Below are 18,114 nucleotides of genomic sequence, written 5' to 3' on the forward strand. Positions count from 1 at the left end.
ACTCGGCCTATTGAGTGGTGAGGAGCGGGTGTTCGGCTTTGGATTTGTGGTGGATTTTCCCCTCATCGGAACGCCGCCCGCCCAGCCCTCTCCCGAGGGAGAGGGGCCGATTTGTGGGCTTTTCAGAACCTGAGTTCAATTCGGTATTTCACGTCGGCGTAGCTCTCCCAAACACCCCGATCAGTCCTCCTAATCTCATGGATATGGGGCCGATTTTTTTGCTGTTTTGAGCCCGAGTTCGACGCGGTATCGCATTTCGGCGTACCTCTCCCAAACACCGCGATCAGTCCCCTCTCCCTTTGGGAGAGGGTTAGGGTGAGGGGCTTGTGATCTTCCTTTGGCTTTGGCTTTTGCTTTGGCTTTGGTTTTTGCTCTTTTGCCCCTTCGGCAGGCCGAGCGGAGGTGTTCATCCGGGGGTAGGCGCGCAGCGCCGTGCGGCGCAGCCGCATTCATCGAGAGGAGGTGCAGCGAAGCAAACCGTAGGCGATGCCCCCGGATGGACACCGTAGCGAGGGAACACTGAGCCTCAGCGAAGTGCCGTACGCCGGGGCAAAGCCTTTTGGGTTACCTTTTCGGCGTTTGGAAAAGGTGACTCGCTGTAAGAGCGAAACCGCCAGCGGCAGCACCCGCAGCAACGGATATGCCCCCAAAACCAAAACTCAACGCCCATTGACCCACCCTTAGACGATGCGTAGCCTTGCGCTTTCGAGGTTCTTCGGCCGTTGCCGAAGCTAAGAAGGGAACGCGGTCAATGCCGCGGCTGCCCCCGCAACTGTGAACGGTGATGTTCGCTGCCACGCCACTGCCAGCTCAATCGATGAGCCTGCGGGAAGGCGCAGCAAACGCCAGGCTTAGCGCCTGAACGCCGTCAGCCAGGAGACCTGCCTCGTCACAGATTCTCAATTCAACCGGGCGGGGTGATCCGGTGGCGAACTCTCCGGGCACGCACGCGCGTTGCCGGTTCTCGTCCCGTATGCCCGCCGCTTGCCAAAGGGCATACCGATGAAAACACTGGCCAAACTCCCCGTCACCATCGTCACCGGCTTCCTCGGCTCGGGCAAAACCACGCTGCTGCGACACATGCTCGATAACGCCCAGGGCCGTCGTATCGCGGTGATCGTCAACGAGTTTGGCGAGCTGGGCATCGACGGTGAAATCCTCAAGCAATGCACCATCGGTTGCACCGAAGAAGAAGCCACCGGCCGGGTTTACGAGCTGGCCAACGGCTGCCTGTGCTGCACCGTTCAGGAAGAGTTCTTCCCGGTGATGCGTGAACTGGTCGCGCGTCGCGGTGACCTCGACCACATCCTTATCGAAACCTCGGGCCTGGCCCTGCCGAAACCGCTGGTGCAGGCCTTCCAGTGGCCGGAAATCCGCAGCGCCTGTACCGTTGACGCGGTAATTACTGTGGTGGACAGCCCGGCCGTGGCCGCTGGCACCTTCGCCGCGTTCCCGGATCAAGTCGATGCCCAGCGCAAACTCGATCCGAACCTCGATCACGAATCGCCGCTGCACGAACTGTTCGCTGACCAACTGGCCAGCGCCGACCTCGTCATCCTGAACAAGGCCGACCAGACCAGCCCGGAAGATCTCGCTCGCGTACGCGCTGAAGTCGCCGAAGAGCTGCCACCGGCGGTGAAAATCATCGAAGCCAGCAATGGTCGTCTGCCGCTGGACGTGTTGATCGGCCTCGGCGCCGGTTCCGAAGAACACATCGACAGCCGCCACAGCCATCACGATCACCACCATGGTGAAGGCGATGACGACCACGATGACCACGATCACGACGCCTTCGATTCGATCTCCATCGAACTGCCGCAAGCCGACGAAAGCCTGCTGCTCGACGCCCTGACGCAACTGGTGGTCAAGCATGGCATCCTCCGTGTCAAAGGTTTCGCCGCCATTCCGAACAAGCCAATGCGCCTGCTGATCCAGGGCGTGGGCACGCGTTTCGACAAGCATTTCGACCGTCAGTGGGGCGCCGATGAAGCGCGCGTCACGCGTCTGGTGTTGATCGGTCAGGAACTCGACGCGGCGCAACTCGAAGCGCAACTGCGCGCCGCGCTCAGCGTTTAAACCATGCACCTGCTCAGGACCCAGCCCGGCGGTTTCGTTTCGGATGACAACATTGCCGACCTTGGACAGACCCCCGCCGAGCTGGTGATCCTGTGCAGCGGCGACTCCAGCCTGGCGCTGCTCGCCGAAGCGGCGCAGCAGTTGCCGGAAGATTATCCGAGCCTGCGTCTGGCCAATCCGATGCAGGTGCAGAATCACGCCTCAGTCGATCTGTACGTCGACGAAGTGCTGCGTCATGCCAAGGTAATTCTGATTTCGCTGCATGGTGGCATCGCCTATTGGCGCTATGGCGTCGAGCGGCTGGTCGAGCTGTCCGAACGTGGTGTGCAGCTGATTCTGGTGCCGGGCGATGACCGGCCTGATCCGGAGCTCAGCGACTTGAGCACCGTCAACGCCGAGGATCGCGACCGCCTCTGGCAATTCTTGCGTCAGGGTGGCTTGGGCAATGCGCTGGATTTCTTCCGCTGCATGGCCAACCGTTGGCTCGCCCGCGATTACACATGGGATGAGCCGCAGACCCTGCCGCGCACGGCGATTTACCACCCAAGCAAAACCAGCGCCGCACTGAGTGACTGGCAAGCCGAATGGCTGCCGGAAAACCCGGTTGCGGCGGTGTTGTTTTACCGCTCGCATTTGCAAGCGGCGAACACCGCGTTCATCGATGTTTTCTGCCAGCGCTTGCAGGCGGCGGGGTTGAATCCGCTGCCGATCGCGGTGGCCAGTCTGAAAGAACCCGGCTGCCTGGCGGTGGTCGAGGATTGGCTGGATGAAGTCGAGGCGGGGGTGATTCTCAACACCACCGGGTTCGCTCAGTCCAGCCCGGAAGCGCCGCATCTGCGGCCGTTTCGCCGCAATATTCCGGTGATCCAGGCGATCTGCGCGCAGGACAACGAGCCCGGCTGGCGCGACAGCGAGCAGGGCCTCGGCCCGCGCGATCTGGCCATGCACATTGCCTTGCCGGAACTCGACGGGCGCATCATCAGCCGGCCGATCAGTTTCAAGGATCTGGCCTGGCGCAGTGAGCGCAGTCAGTCCGATGTTGTCTGCTACCGTGCACAACCCGAGCGCATGGATTTCGTCGCCGAACTGGCGCGGCGCTGGATCGATCTGGCACGGGTGCCGAATGGCGAAAAACGCATCGCGCTGATCCTCGCCAACTACCCGACCCGCGACGGACGCATCGGCAACGGCGTCGGCCTCGACACTCCGGCAGCGGCGCTGAACATCCTGCGCGCGTTGCAGGCTGAGGGTTATCCCATTGCGGCCGAACTGCCGGACAGCGGCACTGAGTTGATCCAGCAATTGCTCGGTGGCGTCAGCAACGATCTCGACACGATTGATCTGCGACCGTGCCAGCAAAGTCTCGCCATGGACGCTTACCTGACGATGTTCAACGCGCTGCCCGAAGCCAATCGCGCCGCTGTGGTTGCTCGATGGGGAGCGCCACAAAACGACCCGATGTGCCGCGACGGGCGGATGATGATTGCCGGCATTCGCTTCGGCCTGACCTTCGTCGGCATCCAGCCGGCGCGCGGTTATCAGGTCGATCCGAGCGCGGTCTATCACGACCCGGATCTGGTGCCGCCGCACGGTTATCTGGCGTTCTATTTCTGGCTGCGCAACACCTACGGCGCGCACGGCGTGATTCACGTCGGCAAGCACGGCAACCTCGAATGGCTGCCGGGCAAAGGCGTCGGTCTTTCGGAAAACTGCTGGCCGGATGCACTGCTCGGGCCGCTGCCGAACATCTATCCGTTTATCGTTAACGATCCGGGCGAGGGCGCCCAGGCCAAGCGGCGCACACAAGCGGTGATCATCGACCACCTGATGCCGCCGCTGACCCGCGCCGAAACCTACGGCCCGCTGCGCAATCTGGAACTGCTGGCCGACGAGTATTACGAAGCGCAACTGCTTGATCCGCGCCGCGCCCGCGAGTTGCAGCGCGACATTCTGCAATTGGTGCGCGAGACGCAGATCGACCGCGAACTGCAACTCGATGCCGGGCTGGACAGCGACGCCGATGCGGCGATCTGGTTGCCGCGTCTCGATACGTATTTGTGTGATCTGAAGGAATCGCAGATTCGCGACGGGCTGCACATTTTCGGCGAGTCACCGACGGGGCGATTGCGCATTGATACGTTGTTGGCGTTGCTGCGTATTCCAAGAGGGGACGGCAAAGGCGCGCAATCGAGTCTTCTGCGCGCATTGGCCAAAGCGTTCGAACTCGGATTCGATCCGCTCGATTGCACCTTGGCCGACCCATGGACAGGCCCGCGCCCCGAAGCACTGCAATCGCAAAGCGACGAAGTCTGGCGCACCGCCGGCGACACCCGCGAACGCCTCGAACTGTTTGCCACTGAACTGATTTCCCAGTCACTGCAATCCCCTTGTAGGAGTGAGCCTGCTCGCGATAGCGGAGTGTCAGTCGCTGAAGATTTACCTGATCCACCGCTATCGCGAGCAGGCTCACTCCTACAGGAACCGCGTTGGGCGGAGGTCAGCGCAATCATTCAGAATCTGCGGGAGGTCGTCGCGCCACGTCTGGACGCCTGCGGCCCCGCCGAAATGCGTGGTCTGCTCGACGCCCTCGGCGGTCGTTTTGTGCCCGCCGGCCCCAGCGGCGCACCCAGCCGTGGCCGCCTCGACGTCCTGCCCACCGGCCGCAATTTCTATTCCGTGGACGTGCGCAACCTGCCGACCACCACCGCATGGCGCATCGGTTTCCAGTCAGCGACGTTGATTCTTGAGCGACACCTGCAAGATCACGGTGATCACCTGCGCCAGCTCGGTTTGTCGGTCTGGGGCACGGCCACCATGCGCACCGGCGGCGACGACATCGCTCAGGCGATGGCGTTGATGGGCGTGCGTCCGGTGTGGGCGACCGGCAGTCAGCGCGTCGATGATTTCGAGATTCTGCCGCTGAGTCTGCTCGACCGTCCGCGTGTTGATGTCACGTTGCGCGTTTCCGGATTTTTCCGTGATGCCTTCGCCAATCTGATTCGCCTGTTCGATGCGGCGGTGCAGGCAGTAGCGGCACTGGACGAGCCGGACGACCTCAACCCATTGGCGGCCAAAGTACGAGCCGAGCGCGAGGCACTGCTGCAATCGGGCCTTGATGAGGACACCGCACGGCGTCAGGCCGGTTGGCGGATTTTCGGCGCCAAACCCGGTGCCTATGGCGCAGGTGTGCAGGGCGCCATTGATGGGCGTTTGTGGCAGAGCCGCGACGATCTCGCTGAGGTTTACCTGAACTGGGGCGCCTACGCCTACGGCGGTGCCGACGAAGGCACCGCTGCGCGCGAGCAATTCGTCCAGCGTCTGAGCCAGGTGCAAGCGGTGCTGCAGAATCAGGATAACCGCGAGCACGACCTGCTCGATTCCAATGACTATTACCAGTTCCAGGGCGGCATGCTTGCTGCCGTGGAAACCCTGCGTGGCGAGGCGGCGGCCAGTTATCACGGCGATCACAGCCAACCGGATCTGCCGAAGATTCGCACCTTGAAAGAAGAGCTGAACCGGGTGATTCGCTCACGGGCGGCCAATCCGAAATGGATCGACGGGGTCAAGCGCCACGGCTATAAAGGCGCGTTCGAGATGGCGGCGACGGTTGATAACCTGTTTGCGTTTGATGCCACTACGCAGTTGATTGATGACCACCAATACGCTTTGCTGGCCGATGCTTATCTACTGGATCCAGCAACCCGGGAGTTTGTTCGCGAGCATAATCCGCATGCGCTGCGGGACATGACTGAGCGCATGCTGGAAGCGCAACAGCGGGGGATGTGGCAGGAGCCGGGGGCTTATAAAGAGGCGTTGGAGAATCTGCTGCTGGATATAGAGGAAGATGTGTAGGCGTTCAAAAGCTACCCTCACCCCAGCCCTCTCCCAGAGGGAGAGGGGGCCGATCGGTGTCGGCTTTGAATTTTGAGTTCAACTCGATAATTCAGGTCGGCGTACCTCGAAAGAACACCTCGGTCAGTTCCCTCTCCCTCTGGGAGAGGGCTAGGGTGAGGGCCACCCGGACTGACACACCACCACACCACACCAAGAACACCCACGACCACGACAGAGAAAACCCAAATGACCGACACCCCGCATTTCCCGCTCTCCGCCGTGGTCGGCGCCGATGACCTGAAACTCGCCCTGTGCCTCACGGCCATCGACCCGAAAATCGGCGGTGTGCTGATCGAAGGCCCGCGTGGCATGGCCAAATCCACGCTGGCCCGTGGCTTGGCTGATTTGCTCGCCAGCGGTCAATTCGTCACCTTGCCGCTGGGCGCGACTGAAGAGCGCCTGGTCGGCACCCTCGACCTCGATGCCGCCCTCAGCGAGGGCCGCGCGCAATTCTCACCGGGCGTGTTGGCCAAGGCTGACGGCGGCGTGCTCTATGTCGATGAAGTCAATTTGCTGCCTGATCACCTGGTCGATCTGCTGCTCGACGTTGCCGCCAGCGGCACCAACCTGATCGAGCGAGACGGTATTTCCCATCGGCACTCCGCGAAATTCGTGCTGATCGGCACGATGAACCCGGAAGAGGGCGAGCTGCGTCCGCAGTTGCTCGACCGCTTCGGCTTGAACGTTGCCCTCAGCGGCCATACGGCACCGACTGAACGCGGGCAGATCATTCGTCGGCGACTGGATTTCGACAGCGACCCGCAAGCGTTCTGTGCACAGTGGGAAGCCGAGCAACACGCTCTACGTACTCGCTGCGAAAACGCTCGCGCTGCCTTGGCCAACATTGCGCTGGACGATGCCGCACTGGCGCAGATCACCGAGCGTTGTTTTGCCGCCGGCGTCGACGGCTTGCGTGCCGATCTGGTCTGGTTGCGCGCTGCTCGCGCCCATGCGGCTTGGCGCGGCGCTGAGGAGATTGGCGAAGAAGACATCGACGCCGTGGCCGAGTTTGCCCTGCGCCATCGGCGGCGCGAGCAGCCGGCATCGAATCCACAGCCACCGGCGCAGTCGCCGGTCGAGTCTCAGGCCACGCCAAGTGAAGGCCAGGGCCAGTGGGGCGACCTGCCGGCGCCCGCGCTTGCCACAGGCGCTCGCCGTGAAGTGCCGAGCTGGCCAAAAAAGCCCTAGGCATTCGCCCCCGATCCGACGCGGGGGCGAATGCCAGACCCCGCGCCGGACGTCTGGACAACGGACGCCAGGGCAAGCGCCATGCCGCCCGCAGCGGCGCGGTGAACTGGCCGGGCACGCTGCTCAATGGGCGTCCTCGGGTGAGGGAAGATCTGCTGTTTCAACTGCGCACACGCTCGCCGCATGAACTGTGGCTGGTCATCGTCGATGCCTCCGCTTCGACGCGACGCCATCACGCCTTGAGCGATGCCAAAGGTCTGCTCGCGCAACTGTTCGATGACGCCTATCGCCAGCGCGCGCGCCTCGCATTGTTGACGGCAAGTGGCTCGGCGCCGAAATGGCAGGTGCAGGGGTTGAAGGCGTCCAGCGGTTTGCGCGTCTGGCTGGAGGCTCTGGGTGCAGGCGGTGGCACACCGTTGCTCGCGGCGCTGGTGCAGGCCGAGCATTGGCTGGCGGTGCGGCGCAAGCGTTTTCCTGCCGAGCAGCAACGACTGTTGGTGGTAACGGATGGGCGTCTGAAGCAGTGGTCAGGATTGCCGGCACTGGCGTGTCCGGGCTTGTTGATCGATATCGAGCGTGGGCCGATTCGGTTGGGGCGGGCGCGGGATCTGGCTTCAGCGTTGAGTGCAGAGTATCGACATATCGATGAGCTGATTTCTCTCTGATACCTTCTGTGTCTGGTCGGGCCTCATCGCGAGCAGGCTCACTCCTACATTTGGAATGCGTTCCCCTGTAGGAGTGAGCCTGCTCGCGATTGCATCAATCCGGTCTTGAGCCGAACAACCAAAACCCGCATCCCTGCTCTATGCTGCACCCAGCCAAATCACAAGGAGTGAGCGATGCGCGTATTGGTCAAAAATCCTGCGGACGATTTCCGCGTCAAAGCCTACGCCGGCACCAACGGCGTGCTGCTGGCCATGGACCTGGCCGAGCCCCGTCGCAAAGGGCTGTTGGGTTTCGCCATCGAAAAGCAGCAGGGCGCCAAACCCTGGTTGTTCCTGTTCAACAGCCTGACATTCCCTGGCAAGGCGCACACGTTTCCCCAGTTCCACGCTACAACGAGCGATACCGCGCCGCTGCAGAAATTTCGCTGGGCGGATTACGCGGTCAATCCGGGCATGACCATCCACTATCGCGTGCACCTGGCCTACGGCACTGCCGATGCCGTGCAGTTGGGCGAGTCGCTGGAGCTGTCGATCACTTCCGATGACGGTCACCCGAGCAACCAAAGCGTGATATTCAATCGAGCCGTTGCCGCCAGTCAGGCATTCCAGCGCAAGTTTCCCGACCTCGACGCGCAGATCAGCGCCAACAAAAACATGCCCATCGAAGCCTGGCCCGATGCGGCCCGTCAGTGGCTGGAGAACGGCTTGCTCGGGCGCTTGCTGGGTTTTATCGAGCGCGCCGTCGATGGCCAATGGGCGCTGGACATTGCCATCTACGAGTACCAGCTACAGGCGATCATCGATGCGGTGAACGCGGTATTCGCGCGGGGCGTGCAGGTGCGGGTGCTGTATCACGCCCGGCCGGATGACGAAGACACCACGATCAACGAAGCGAGCCTGGCGGCGCTGCCCTCCGCGAGCAAACGCGGGCGAGTGACTCATAACATCTTTCACGACAAATTCATCGTTCTCAGCCGCGTCGCTGCCAGCGGTGAGCATCAGCCTGAAGCGGTTCTGTGTGGCAGCACCAATTTCACCGCCAACGGCGTCTACCGGCAGGCCAACGTGGTGCATGTGCTGGACGACGAATCGGTTGCTGCCAGTTACCTGCAAACGTTCGAGCAGATTTGGCTGCAGCCGGATGATGTCGGTGCTACCCGCGACTGGATCACCAAGCACAACCCGATGAATCCGCAACAACCGCTGTTCGTCGGTTTTTCACCGCGTACCGGCGGGGCTGACCTGGAGGCGTTCGTGAAGATCATCAGCGCGGCAAAAAAGGACGTGCTGTTCGTCACGGCGTTCTCGCTGCCGGACGCGATTCTCAACGCGTTACTTGGCCAGCCCCACGACGACATTTTGCGTTATGGCCTGCAAAACACCGCCAGCCGCATCACCGGGTTTCACGCCGACCGCAGCGCCGAATTCGCCGCCACTGCGTTGCTCAACACCGGGCTGGAAGGCTGGTTGCGCGAGAACATGAAAGGTCAGAAAGGCAACCTGCTGGTGCACACCAAAGCGGTGGTCACCGATTTCACCAGCGATTCGCCGACGATCATCAGCGGCAGCCACAACCTCAGTGCTTCGGCCAGCAATGGCAACGATGAAAACTACCTGATCATTCGTGGCGACACCGATCTGGCGGATCGTTACGGGCTGGAGCTGTTGCGATTTTACGAGCATTACCGGTTTCGCTATTTCGCGAAGAAACTGGCGTTGAAACAGGTGAACCCGTTAGCGGTGGATGACCGTTGGACCAATGATTACTACATCGAAGGGGATTTGCGGCAGCTGTCGCGGTTGCGCTTCGCTGGCCGCTGACACCGTACTGTAGGAGCTGCCGAAGGCTGCGATCTTTTGATTTTAATTGTAAAAAAGCAAGATCAAAAGATCGCAGCCTTCGGCAGCTCCTACAGAGGTATTCGGTGCTGATTACAGATTTTGAAATGATTTGCCGCTGTAGGAAATGTTCCCAAAGCCTGTACGCTCCAAGGCCATTTTTCATTCAGGATCTACATGAACACCCTCTCGGAGCCTCCCAGTCGCACCTTCCCCTCGCGCCATGGCGCGGTCTTGACGCACTCGCAGCATCCAGTTTTCCGACATCCGACTATCGTTGTTAACGCGGCCCCAGAGCCTTCGCGTTGCGCTTTGCCGTGTCCGGCAGCCTGAATTAACCGAGAGAGATAGAGACGTTTTATGGAATGGTTAGCGGATCCCACGGCCTGGTTAGGCTTGTTGACTTTGATCGTGCTGGAACTGGTACTGGGTATCGACAACCTGGTGTTCATCGCAATTCTGGCGGACAAACTGCCACCGCATCAGCGTGACCGTGCGCGGATTATCGGTCTGTCGCTGGCGCTGATCATGCGCCTTGGTCTGTTGGCGAGTATCTCCTGGCTGGTCACCCTCACTCAGCCGTTGTTCGAGGTGTTCGACAAGAGCTTCTCGGGCCGTGACCTGATCATGCTGTTCGGTGGTGTGTTCCTGTTGTTCAAGGCCACCATGGAATTGCACGAACGCCTTGAAGGTCACGTCGGCGAACGCACGACCAACAGCGCTTATGCCTTGTTCTGGCCGATCGTCGCGCAGATTGTGGTGCTTGATGCGGTGTTCTCGCTCGATGCGGTGATCACGGCCGTGGGCATGGTCGATGAACTGGCGGTGATGATGATCGCGGTGATCATCTCGATTGGCTTGATGATCGTCGCCAGCAAGCCGCTGACGCGCTTCGTCAACGCACACCCGACGGTGATCATGCTGTGTCTGGGCTTCCTGATGATGATCGGTTTTGCCCTGACGGCCGAAGGTCTGGGCTTCCACATTCCGAAAGGCTATCTGTACGCCGCCATCGGTTTCTCGATTCTGATCGAAGTGTTCAACCAGATCGCCCGGGCGCGACGCAAACGTTCGATGCAAGGCCTGCGACCGATACGCGAACGTACTGCTCACGCGGTCATGCGCTTGCTGGGCGGGCGCAAACTGGCGGCGGAAGAAGTCGGTGAGGAAATCTCCGACCTGCTCGACGACGGTGACGCGCCAAGTGCCGAATTGTTCGACCGTCGCGAACGGGTGATGATCAGCGGCGTACTGCAACTGGCCGAGCGGCCGATTCGCGGACTGATGACGGTGCGCGCCGATGTCGACACGATTGATCTGGCCGATGATCGCGAGGCAATTCGTACCCGCTTGATGCACTCGTCCTACTCGCGTCTGCCGTTGATCCGTAACGGTGCGGTGGATGAGCCTTTGGGCTTCGTGCACAAGAAGGAGCTGCTCAAGGAATACCTGGCCGGCGTCGAGCCGAATCTGGAACATCTGGCGCGCAAGACCATCAACCTGCTCGACAGCTATTCGATTCTCAACGCGCTGGAGCAGATGCGCGCGGCCTCGACGCACATTGCCTTCGTGGTCAATGAATTCGGTGATTTTGTCGGTGTGTTGACCATGACCGATATCCTCGAATCGATTGCCGGCGAGTTGCCCGACGCCAGCGAAATCGAAGGCCCGGACGTGGTCGAGGAGCAGGGCGGGTTTATGGTCAGCGGTGCGCTGAACCTGGCGCGGGTGCGCCAACGCACCGGGTTTGGTGCGCAGCCGACCGAGGACTATCAGACCATGGCCGGGTTAGTGATGAGCCTGCTGGATCGTCTGCCGGTCATTGGTGATCGTCTGGAACTTGAAGGCTGGCAGATGACGGTCAAAGCGGTGGAAGAGCGGCGGGTGACGCGGGTGTTGTTGGTGTGTACTGCCGCGTAATACTTGAGTTATCTACTCACTGTGCCGGCCTCTTCGCGAGCAGGCTCGCTCTCACATTGGAACGCGTTTCAAATGTGGGAGCGAGCCTGCTCGCGAATGCTTGGGTTCAGGCATCGCAGTATTCACTGATGAACAATGTAGCGATCCTTCCTGTTCCCACCCAACTGCGAGAAACATCTGACGGACAACGCAGAAACGTCGCTGGAAATCACGTGGTATCGTCAAATGGACTGACGTTAAGACCTTCAGGGAGTGCTATTTTAGGTGCTACTAAAAGTACTTCAGGAAGCACCTTTATGGCGCATATCGTTCTTTCCCACGTAGTAGCGAGTATTTCCGAATTAAAAAAAATCCGATGGGCACCGTAGCTGCTGGAGGTGGACGCTCCGTAACGATTCTCAACCGAAATGAACCAGCGTTTTATTGCGTACCTGCCAAAGAATACGAGGCAATGATGACGCGTCTTGATGATCTGGAGTTGATCGCGCTTTGCAAGGAGCGAGAAAGCGACCCCACCATCAAGGTCTCGATAGATGACCTATGAGCTGGAGTTTTCTGAAAAGGCCTGGAGAAAATGGGAGAAGCTGGGCGCAGGTCTGCGAGATCAGTTCAAGAAAAAACTGGCGGAGCGGCTGCTTAATCCGCATGTACCCGCGGATCGGCTCAAAGGCCTGGGTAACGCATACAAAATAAAGCTGCGAAGCGCCGGGTATCGCATGGTATCGCGTCAAGGATGAAGTATTGGTGGTCACGGTGATAGCCGTTGGCAAGCGAGCGCGAGGCGAAATCTATACAAAGGCTGCCAAGCGCTGAAATAGATTTCCAAAGGACGTCCGTTGCCTGACACGCTGGATTTATCCCCTGGCACCGAACAGGGATCTCCACCACGCCACGATTCGCTCTAGAGTGTTTATCGATTTTCTAGTATCCAGACTCATTAGCGTCAGACTGCCAAATTGTGCGGCGGCGACGCCGATTGCTCCGTCTGTGTGGAGTCTGACCGTGGCTCCGGTCGTGCCAACTGGCGCGAGGATCCAGTCGGTTCGCACTTGCCAGTTTGGATCGTCTGTCAGCGCCAACTCAAGTTCGTCGCCAGCAGGATGTAGCGTCAATATCACGCGCGCCGTGGAGCCGGATTCAGTCTTCATTCTGGCGGACAGCGCATATTCTTTGGCTTCAGATTGGAAAATGACGTCCTGAATGATGTATCCGGGTGAAGTGATCTTGCAGTCATCCTCGTTGAATTTCACGTGCTCTGGATGGCTCACGGACCAGTCTTTTTCGCCTTCGTAGAACTCGCCATTCCTGATCAAATTCGTCATGTCCTATCTCTCCCTGATACTTTTTGGTTAACGCTGCTTCGGAACCTTCAGCCTGTTCAGTACTGACTCCGCAGACGCGCACGTGCAACGGTGCGCAAAGTGCGAAGGGTCTGCCGCAGCCAAGGCAGATCATGCGTTTGTTTGCGGACGGCAACGGGCGCTTTGGTCTTGCCAATATGCTCGGCGAAATCCCGTGCGAGGGTTTCTTCGGTGCCGATGCCTTTGAGTTTTTTCACCAGTCTGCCGTTCTTGTAAAACAGCACGGTGGGCGTCCCGGTGACCAGCGGATGGCGCGGGGACTCGCTGGTATTGAGCATGTAGATATTGGCGCGATGCCGGTACGGCTCGGCCGTCTGGCGAAAAATCGGCCCGGCCCATTCACAGGCGGGGCAGTGTTCGTTGGCGAAATACAGGATCACCGGGCGCCAGGTTTTCAGGACTCTGCGGTAGGTGGGCGGCAAAGTAGCGAGAGGGATATTCGCGCTCATCAGAATCTCATTTTCAATTGTGGCTGTATCTCTTGACGGTAATCCAGCAAGGACCGCACGCCTACTGTCAGAGTTGACAGGTGTCACGCGCATTGTTTTGTGTCATGCGCCCCGCAATGTGGCGCGAATACCCGAGGTGTGTAGCTAACGGTAGCGAGTCTTCATGGCGTCTCTGGTAACAGCGTGATTGTCTTTTTCTGCATCTCTTTGATTTCGAAAACTTTTAATTCCACTACTGATTCCCCAACAATCCTGTGGCACACTTTCTGCTGTCTATTCCGTAGTAACAAACCGTGTTCCGGTATAGCGGAATAAACACCATTCTGGAGTGCTTGCCATGCATCGCCGTCCTTCGTTGTTCAAAGCGTGTGTTTTTGTTCTTGCGGCTTCGTCCGCTGTCATGGGCCTGGCCCAGGCAGCCGACAGCAAGCTCGACAGTGTTCTGGCCCGTGGCAAATTGATTGTCGGCACTGGCAGCACCAATGCGCCGTGGCACTTTCAGGGCGCGGACGGCAAGTTGCAGGGCTTTGATATCGACATCGCCAGAATCGTCGCCAAAGGTCTGTTCAACGACCCGAGCAAAGTCGAGTTCGTCGTACAGTCGTCCGATGCGCGGATTCCCAATCTGCTCACCGACAAAGTCGACATGAGCTGCCAGTTCATCACCGTCACCGCCAGCCGTGCGCAGCAAGTGGCGTTCACGCTGCCGTACTACCGCGAAGGCGTTGGCCTGCTGTTGCCGAACAACAGCAAGTACAAGGAAATCGAAGACCTGCAAGCCGCCGGCGACAGCGTCACCGTGGCGGTGCTGCAAAACGTCTACGCCGAAGAACTGGTGCATCAGGCCTTGCCGAAGGCCAAGGTCGATCAATACGACAGCGTCGATTTGATGTATCAGGCGGTGAACTCCGGTCGTGCCGATGCCGCTGCCACTGACCAGTCATCGGTCAAATATCTGATGGTGCAAAACCCTGGCCGCTATCGCAGCCCTAGCTATGCGTGGAGCCCGCAAACGTACGCGTGTGCGGTTAAACGCGGCGATCAGGATTGGCTGAACTTCGTCAACACGGCTTTGCATGAAGCCATGACCGGCGTGGAATTCCCGACCTACGCCGCCTCGTTCAAACAATGGTTCGGTGTAGATCTGCCTTCCCCAGCCATCGGTTTCCCAGTCGAATTCAAATGATCCCGTGAGAGTGGGGCGATTAAAGTCGCCCCGCTCAAGGTACTGCTGACCATGAACTATCAGTTGAACTTTGCCGCCGTGTGGCGCGATTTCGACACCTTGCTGGCGGGGCTCGGTCTGGGTCTCGAACTGGCACTGGTGTCGATCGCCATCGGCTGCGTGATCGGCCTGCTGATGGCGTTTGCCTTGCTCTCCAAGCATCGCGCCTTGCGGGTGCTGGCTTCGGTGTACGTCACGGTAGTGCGTAACACGCCGATTCTGGTGTTGATTCTGTTGATCTACTTTGCGCTGCCGAGTCTGGGGATTCGGCTGGACAAGATCCCTTCGTTCATCATCACGCTCTCGTTATATGCCGGGGCATACCTGACCGAAGTGTTCCGTGGTGGTTTGCTGAGCATCCCCAAAGGGCAGCGCGAAGCCGGGTTGGCCATCGGCCTCGGCGAGTGGCAGGTCAAGGCTTACGTCACCGTACCGGTGATGCTGCGCAATGTGTTGCCGGCGCTGTCGAACAACTTCATTTCGCTGTTCAAGGACACCTCGTTGGCCGCTGCGATTGCGGTGCCGGAGCTGACCTATTACGCGCGCAAGATCAACGTCGAAAGCTACCGGGTGATTGAAACCTGGCTGGTGACCACGGCGTTGTATGTCGCGGCCTGTTACCTCATTGCCATGCTGCTGCGCTACCTCGAGCAGCGTCTGGCAATCCGCCGATAGGAGGCTGCGATGTACGAATCTCCCAGTTGGTTACATGAATTGTGGATTGCGCGCGAGCCGCTCTGGCAGGGCTTTTTGACCAGTGTGCAAGTGTCGGCGCTGGCGATCCTGCTCGGCACGATGCTCGGCGTGGTCGCCGGTCTTGTGTTGACGTACGGCAAGTTCTGGATGCGCGCACCGTTTCGGTTTTACGTCGACCTGATTCGCGGCACGCCGGTGTTCGTGCTGGTGCTGGCCTGCTTCTATATGGCGCCGGCACTCGGCTGGCAGATCAGCGCGTTTCAGGCCGGGGCCTTGGGGCTGACGCTGTTCTGCGGTTCGCACGTTGCCGAGATTGTCCGGGGTGCACTGCAAGCGTTGCCGCGCGGGCAGATGGAAGCGAGCCAGGCCATCGGCCTGACGTTTTATCAATCCCTCGGCTACGTGCTGTTGCCTCAGGCTTTGCGGCAAATCCTGCCGACGTGGGTTAACTCGTCCACCGAAATCGTCAAGGCTTCGACCTTGCTCTCGGTGATCGGCGTCGCCGAATTGCTGCTCAGCACCCAACAGATCATCGCCCGGAACTTCATGACCCTGCAGTTCTATCTGTTCGCCGGTTTTCTGTTCTTCGTCATCAACTACGGCATCGAATTACTCGGCCGGCACATTGAAAAACGGGTGGCCCTGCCATGACTCAAGCTCAAGTTTCTCCACAGAATCAGGCGTTGCTGGACATCCGTGGCCTGCACAAACAGTACGGCGCAGTCGAAGTGCTCAAGGGTGTCGACCTGAGCATGCAACGCGGCAACGTGGTGACGCTGATCGGCTCCAGCGGATCGGGTAAAACCACGCTTCTGCGTTGCGTGAACATGCTCGAAGAATTTCAGGGCGGACAGATTCTGCTCGACGGTGAATCCATCGGTTACGACGAGGTCAACGGCAAGCGCGTTCGGCATGCGGAAAAAGTCATTGCCCGTCACCGTGCGATGACCGGCATGGCGTTCCAGCAGTTCAATCTGTTCCCGCATTTGACCGCGTTGCAGAACGTCACCCTCGGTCTGCTCAAGGTGAAGAAAATGCACAAGGACGAAGCCGTGGTGCTCGCCGAGAAATGGCTGGAGCGCGTTGGCCTGCTGGAGCGACGCAATCACTTTCCTGGCCAGTTGTCCGGTGGTCAGCAACAGCGCGTGGCGATCGCCCGAGCGATTGCGATGAACCCGAGTTTGATGCTGTTCGACGAGGTCACCTCGGCACTCGACCCGGAACTGGTCGGCGAAGTGCTCAACGTGATCAAGGGCTTGGCCGAGGACGGCATGACCATGTTGTTGGTGACCCACGAAATGCGTTTCGCCTTCGAGGTCTCGGACAAAATCGTTTTCATGAATCAGGGGCGAATCGAAGAGCAGGGGCCTCCCAAGGAGCTATTCGAACGCCCGCAATCGCCGCGTCTGGCTGAGTTTCTCAAAAGCACGCGGTTTTAATTTTTCGTTTTGTAATCAGGAGAAACACCCATGAGCATTACGCGTTACGGCACCGGCAGCACTGCCGCTGGCGGCCAGCCACGGCCATTCGCTCGCGCTGTTGAAGCGGATGGCTGGCTGCATGTGTCCGGCCAGGTACCGGCAGTGGATGGCGAGATCATTGTCGGCGGTATCGTCGAACAGACCCACCAGACCATGAAGAACCTGATCGCGATTCTCGAAGAGGCCGGTTATGGCCTGGAAGATGTGGTACGTGCCGGCGTGTGGCTGGACGATCCGCGTGATTTCAGCAGTTTCAACAAGGTTTTCGGCGAGTACTTCAAGCCGGAACATGCACCGGCGCGGGCCTGTGTGCAGGCGAGCATGATGGTCGATTGCAAGGTCGAAATCGATTGCATTGCGTACAAGAAAAAAGTTTGAAAAAACACACTGATCGTCCCCACGCTCTGCGTGGGAATGCCTCACGGGACGCTCCGCGTTCCAAGGGACGCAGAGCGTCCCGGGCTGCATTCCCACGCGGAGCATGGGAACGATCATTAGCGGTAAACTCCCGGCGACTTTGAATGGGAACCACTGAAATGACCGAAGACACCATCAAACGCCGGGCCCGCGGTCTGGACCGGGCGTTCGATATCCTCGATTTCCTCAAGGAAATCGGTCAGCCGCTGCGGCCGAACGACATCGCCAACGGCATCGGCAGCCCGAAATCCACCGTCTACGAACTGGTCGCCTCGTTGCTCGAACGACGGATTCTGGAACCGGTGGGCAAGGACGGTCATGTCTATCTGGGCCGGCAGTTGTACTTCCTCGGTCAGGCGCATTTACGCCACTTCGACCTTAGCCGCGAGGCCGATCATGCCTTGCAGGAGATCGTCAGCCAGACCCATGAAACCGCGCAGATGTGCCTGCTCAACGGCCGTAAATACACGGTGGCACTGATGAAGGAGGGCGAGCGGCATTTCCGTATTTCCTCCGACATCGGCGAAAACGCCCCCATCCCGTGGACGGCTTCCGGACGCCTGCTGCTCGCGCACTTGAGCGACCAGCAAATCATCGACCTGATCGACGAAAACGACTACATCCTGCCCGACGGCGAGCGCTTGCCGCTGGAGCGTTTTCTGGCGGAGATCCGTCAGGCCGGCATCGATGGATTTTTCTCCTTCGACAGTGTCGCCGACACCTTCACCCATTGCTTCGCCGCGCCGGTCAAAGACCGCAATGGCATCGCGATCTGCACCTTGTGCATCGTCGCCCCACGGGCCGATGCGAAGAACAATTACAACGACTATCGCCGGGTACTAATCGAGAGCGCCAACAGCCTCGCCCGGCGAATAAACGAATAACGCGGCTGCCTGCTGCCGC

At 59.6% G+C, this 18,114-nt stretch carries 14 protein-coding genes, 2 pseudogenes and 1 riboswitch; of the genes and pseudogenes, 14 read left to right on the top strand and 2 right to left on the bottom strand.

The features are described from left to right. The first annotated feature begins 691 nt into the window (after nt 1-691). Nucleotides 692-903: riboswitch (cobalamin riboswitch) on the top strand. Between the two features lie 99 nt (nt 904-1,002). The 8 genes and pseudogenes from cobW (at nt 1,003) to FGA82_RS27100 (ending at nt 12,395) form a co-directional block, all read left to right on the top strand. Further along, on the top strand, nt 1,003-2,076 hold the full coding sequence (gene cobW / locus FGA82_RS27065; RefSeq protein ID WP_034154301.1) for a cobalamin biosynthesis protein CobW: 1,074 nt from the start codon (nt 1,003-1,005) through the stop codon (nt 2,074-2,076). A gap of 3 nt (nt 2,077-2,079) precedes the next feature. Continuing rightward, complete coding sequence (cobN, locus tag FGA82_RS27070; RefSeq protein WP_141129462.1) at nt 2,080-5,928, top strand: cobaltochelatase subunit CobN; 3,849 nt, start codon at nt 2,080-2,082, stop codon at nt 5,926-5,928. A 228-nt stretch (nt 5,929-6,156) separates the two neighbouring features. Beyond that, complete coding sequence (locus tag FGA82_RS27075) at nt 6,157-7,158, top strand: ATP-binding protein (RefSeq protein ID WP_141129463.1); 1,002 nt, start codon at nt 6,157-6,159, stop codon at nt 7,156-7,158. Between the two features lie 2 nt (nt 7,159-7,160). Continuing rightward, nucleotides 7,161-7,823 (top strand): vWA domain-containing protein, encoded by a 663-nt coding sequence (locus tag FGA82_RS27080; protein ID WP_432767191.1) that lies wholly within the window; start codon nt 7,161-7,163, stop codon nt 7,821-7,823. 174 nt (nt 7,824-7,997) lie between these two features. Further along, a complete protein-coding gene (locus FGA82_RS27085; protein ID WP_141129465.1) occupies nt 7,998-9,644 on the top strand; it encodes a phospholipase D-like domain-containing protein in 1,647 nt (548 codons plus the stop codon). Between the two features lie 378 nt (nt 9,645-10,022). Then, on the top strand, nt 10,023-11,582 hold the full coding sequence (locus FGA82_RS27090; protein WP_141129466.1) for a TerC family protein: 1,560 nt from the start codon (nt 10,023-10,025) through the stop codon (nt 11,580-11,582). 296 nt (nt 11,583-11,878) lie between these two features. After that, nucleotides 11,879-12,126, top strand: a pseudogene (locus tag FGA82_RS32330) (type II toxin-antitoxin system Phd/YefM family antitoxin). Continuing rightward, a pseudogene (locus FGA82_RS27100) lies at nt 12,116-12,395 on the top strand (type II toxin-antitoxin system RelE family toxin). Before FGA82_RS32330 ends, FGA82_RS27100 begins: the two co-directional pseudogenes overlap by 11 nt. Nucleotides 12,396-12,436: 41 nt before the next feature. Here the strand turns inward: FGA82_RS27100 and FGA82_RS27105 are convergent. Then, on the bottom strand, nt 12,437-12,904 hold the full coding sequence (locus FGA82_RS27105; protein ID WP_141129467.1) for a hypothetical protein: 468 nt from the start codon (nt 12,902-12,904) through the stop codon (nt 12,437-12,439). A gap of 56 nt (nt 12,905-12,960) precedes the next feature. Then, nucleotides 12,961-13,392 carry a thioredoxin family protein gene (locus tag FGA82_RS27110; RefSeq protein ID WP_141129468.1) on the bottom strand — a complete coding sequence of 144 codons (432 nt, stop codon included), beginning with the start codon at nt 13,390-13,392 and terminating at the stop codon, nt 12,961-12,963. Nucleotides 13,393-13,729: 337 nt separating this feature from the next. Between FGA82_RS27110 and FGA82_RS27115 the strand changes: the two genes are divergently transcribed. The 6 genes from FGA82_RS27115 (at nt 13,730) to FGA82_RS27140 (ending at nt 18,095) form a co-directional block, all read left to right on the top strand. Beyond that, nucleotides 13,730-14,578 carry a transporter substrate-binding domain-containing protein gene (locus FGA82_RS27115; RefSeq protein WP_141129469.1) on the top strand — a complete coding sequence of 283 codons (849 nt, stop codon included), beginning with the start codon at nt 13,730-13,732 and terminating at the stop codon, nt 14,576-14,578. A gap of 51 nt (nt 14,579-14,629) precedes the next feature. Next, complete coding sequence (locus FGA82_RS27120) at nt 14,630-15,292, top strand: amino acid ABC transporter permease (protein WP_003225455.1); 663 nt, start codon at nt 14,630-14,632, stop codon at nt 15,290-15,292. Between the two features lie 9 nt (nt 15,293-15,301). Continuing rightward, complete coding sequence (locus tag FGA82_RS27125; protein ID WP_141129470.1) at nt 15,302-15,964, top strand: amino acid ABC transporter permease; 663 nt, start codon at nt 15,302-15,304, stop codon at nt 15,962-15,964. Beyond that, nucleotides 15,961-16,752 (top strand): amino acid ABC transporter ATP-binding protein, encoded by a 792-nt coding sequence (locus FGA82_RS27130; RefSeq protein ID WP_007912331.1) that lies wholly within the window; start codon nt 15,961-15,963, stop codon nt 16,750-16,752. Before FGA82_RS27125 ends, FGA82_RS27130 begins: the two co-directional genes overlap by 4 nt. A gap of 30 nt (nt 16,753-16,782) precedes the next feature. Next, nucleotides 16,783-17,172 carry a RidA family protein gene (locus FGA82_RS27135; protein ID WP_016984340.1) on the top strand — a complete coding sequence of 130 codons (390 nt, stop codon included), beginning with the start codon at nt 16,783-16,785 and terminating at the stop codon, nt 17,170-17,172. 158 nt (nt 17,173-17,330) lie between these two features. Then, entirely contained in the window at nt 17,331-18,095 is a 765-nt protein-coding gene (locus FGA82_RS27140; RefSeq protein ID WP_141129529.1) for an IclR family transcriptional regulator, read from the top strand. The last annotated feature ends 19 nt before the right edge of the window (nt 18,096-18,114 follow it).

This window comes from Pseudomonas fluorescens (genome assembly GCF_005938625.1).
GTDB classification, from domain to species: domain Bacteria; phylum Pseudomonadota; class Gammaproteobacteria; order Pseudomonadales; family Pseudomonadaceae; genus Aquipseudomonas; species Aquipseudomonas fluorescens_BD.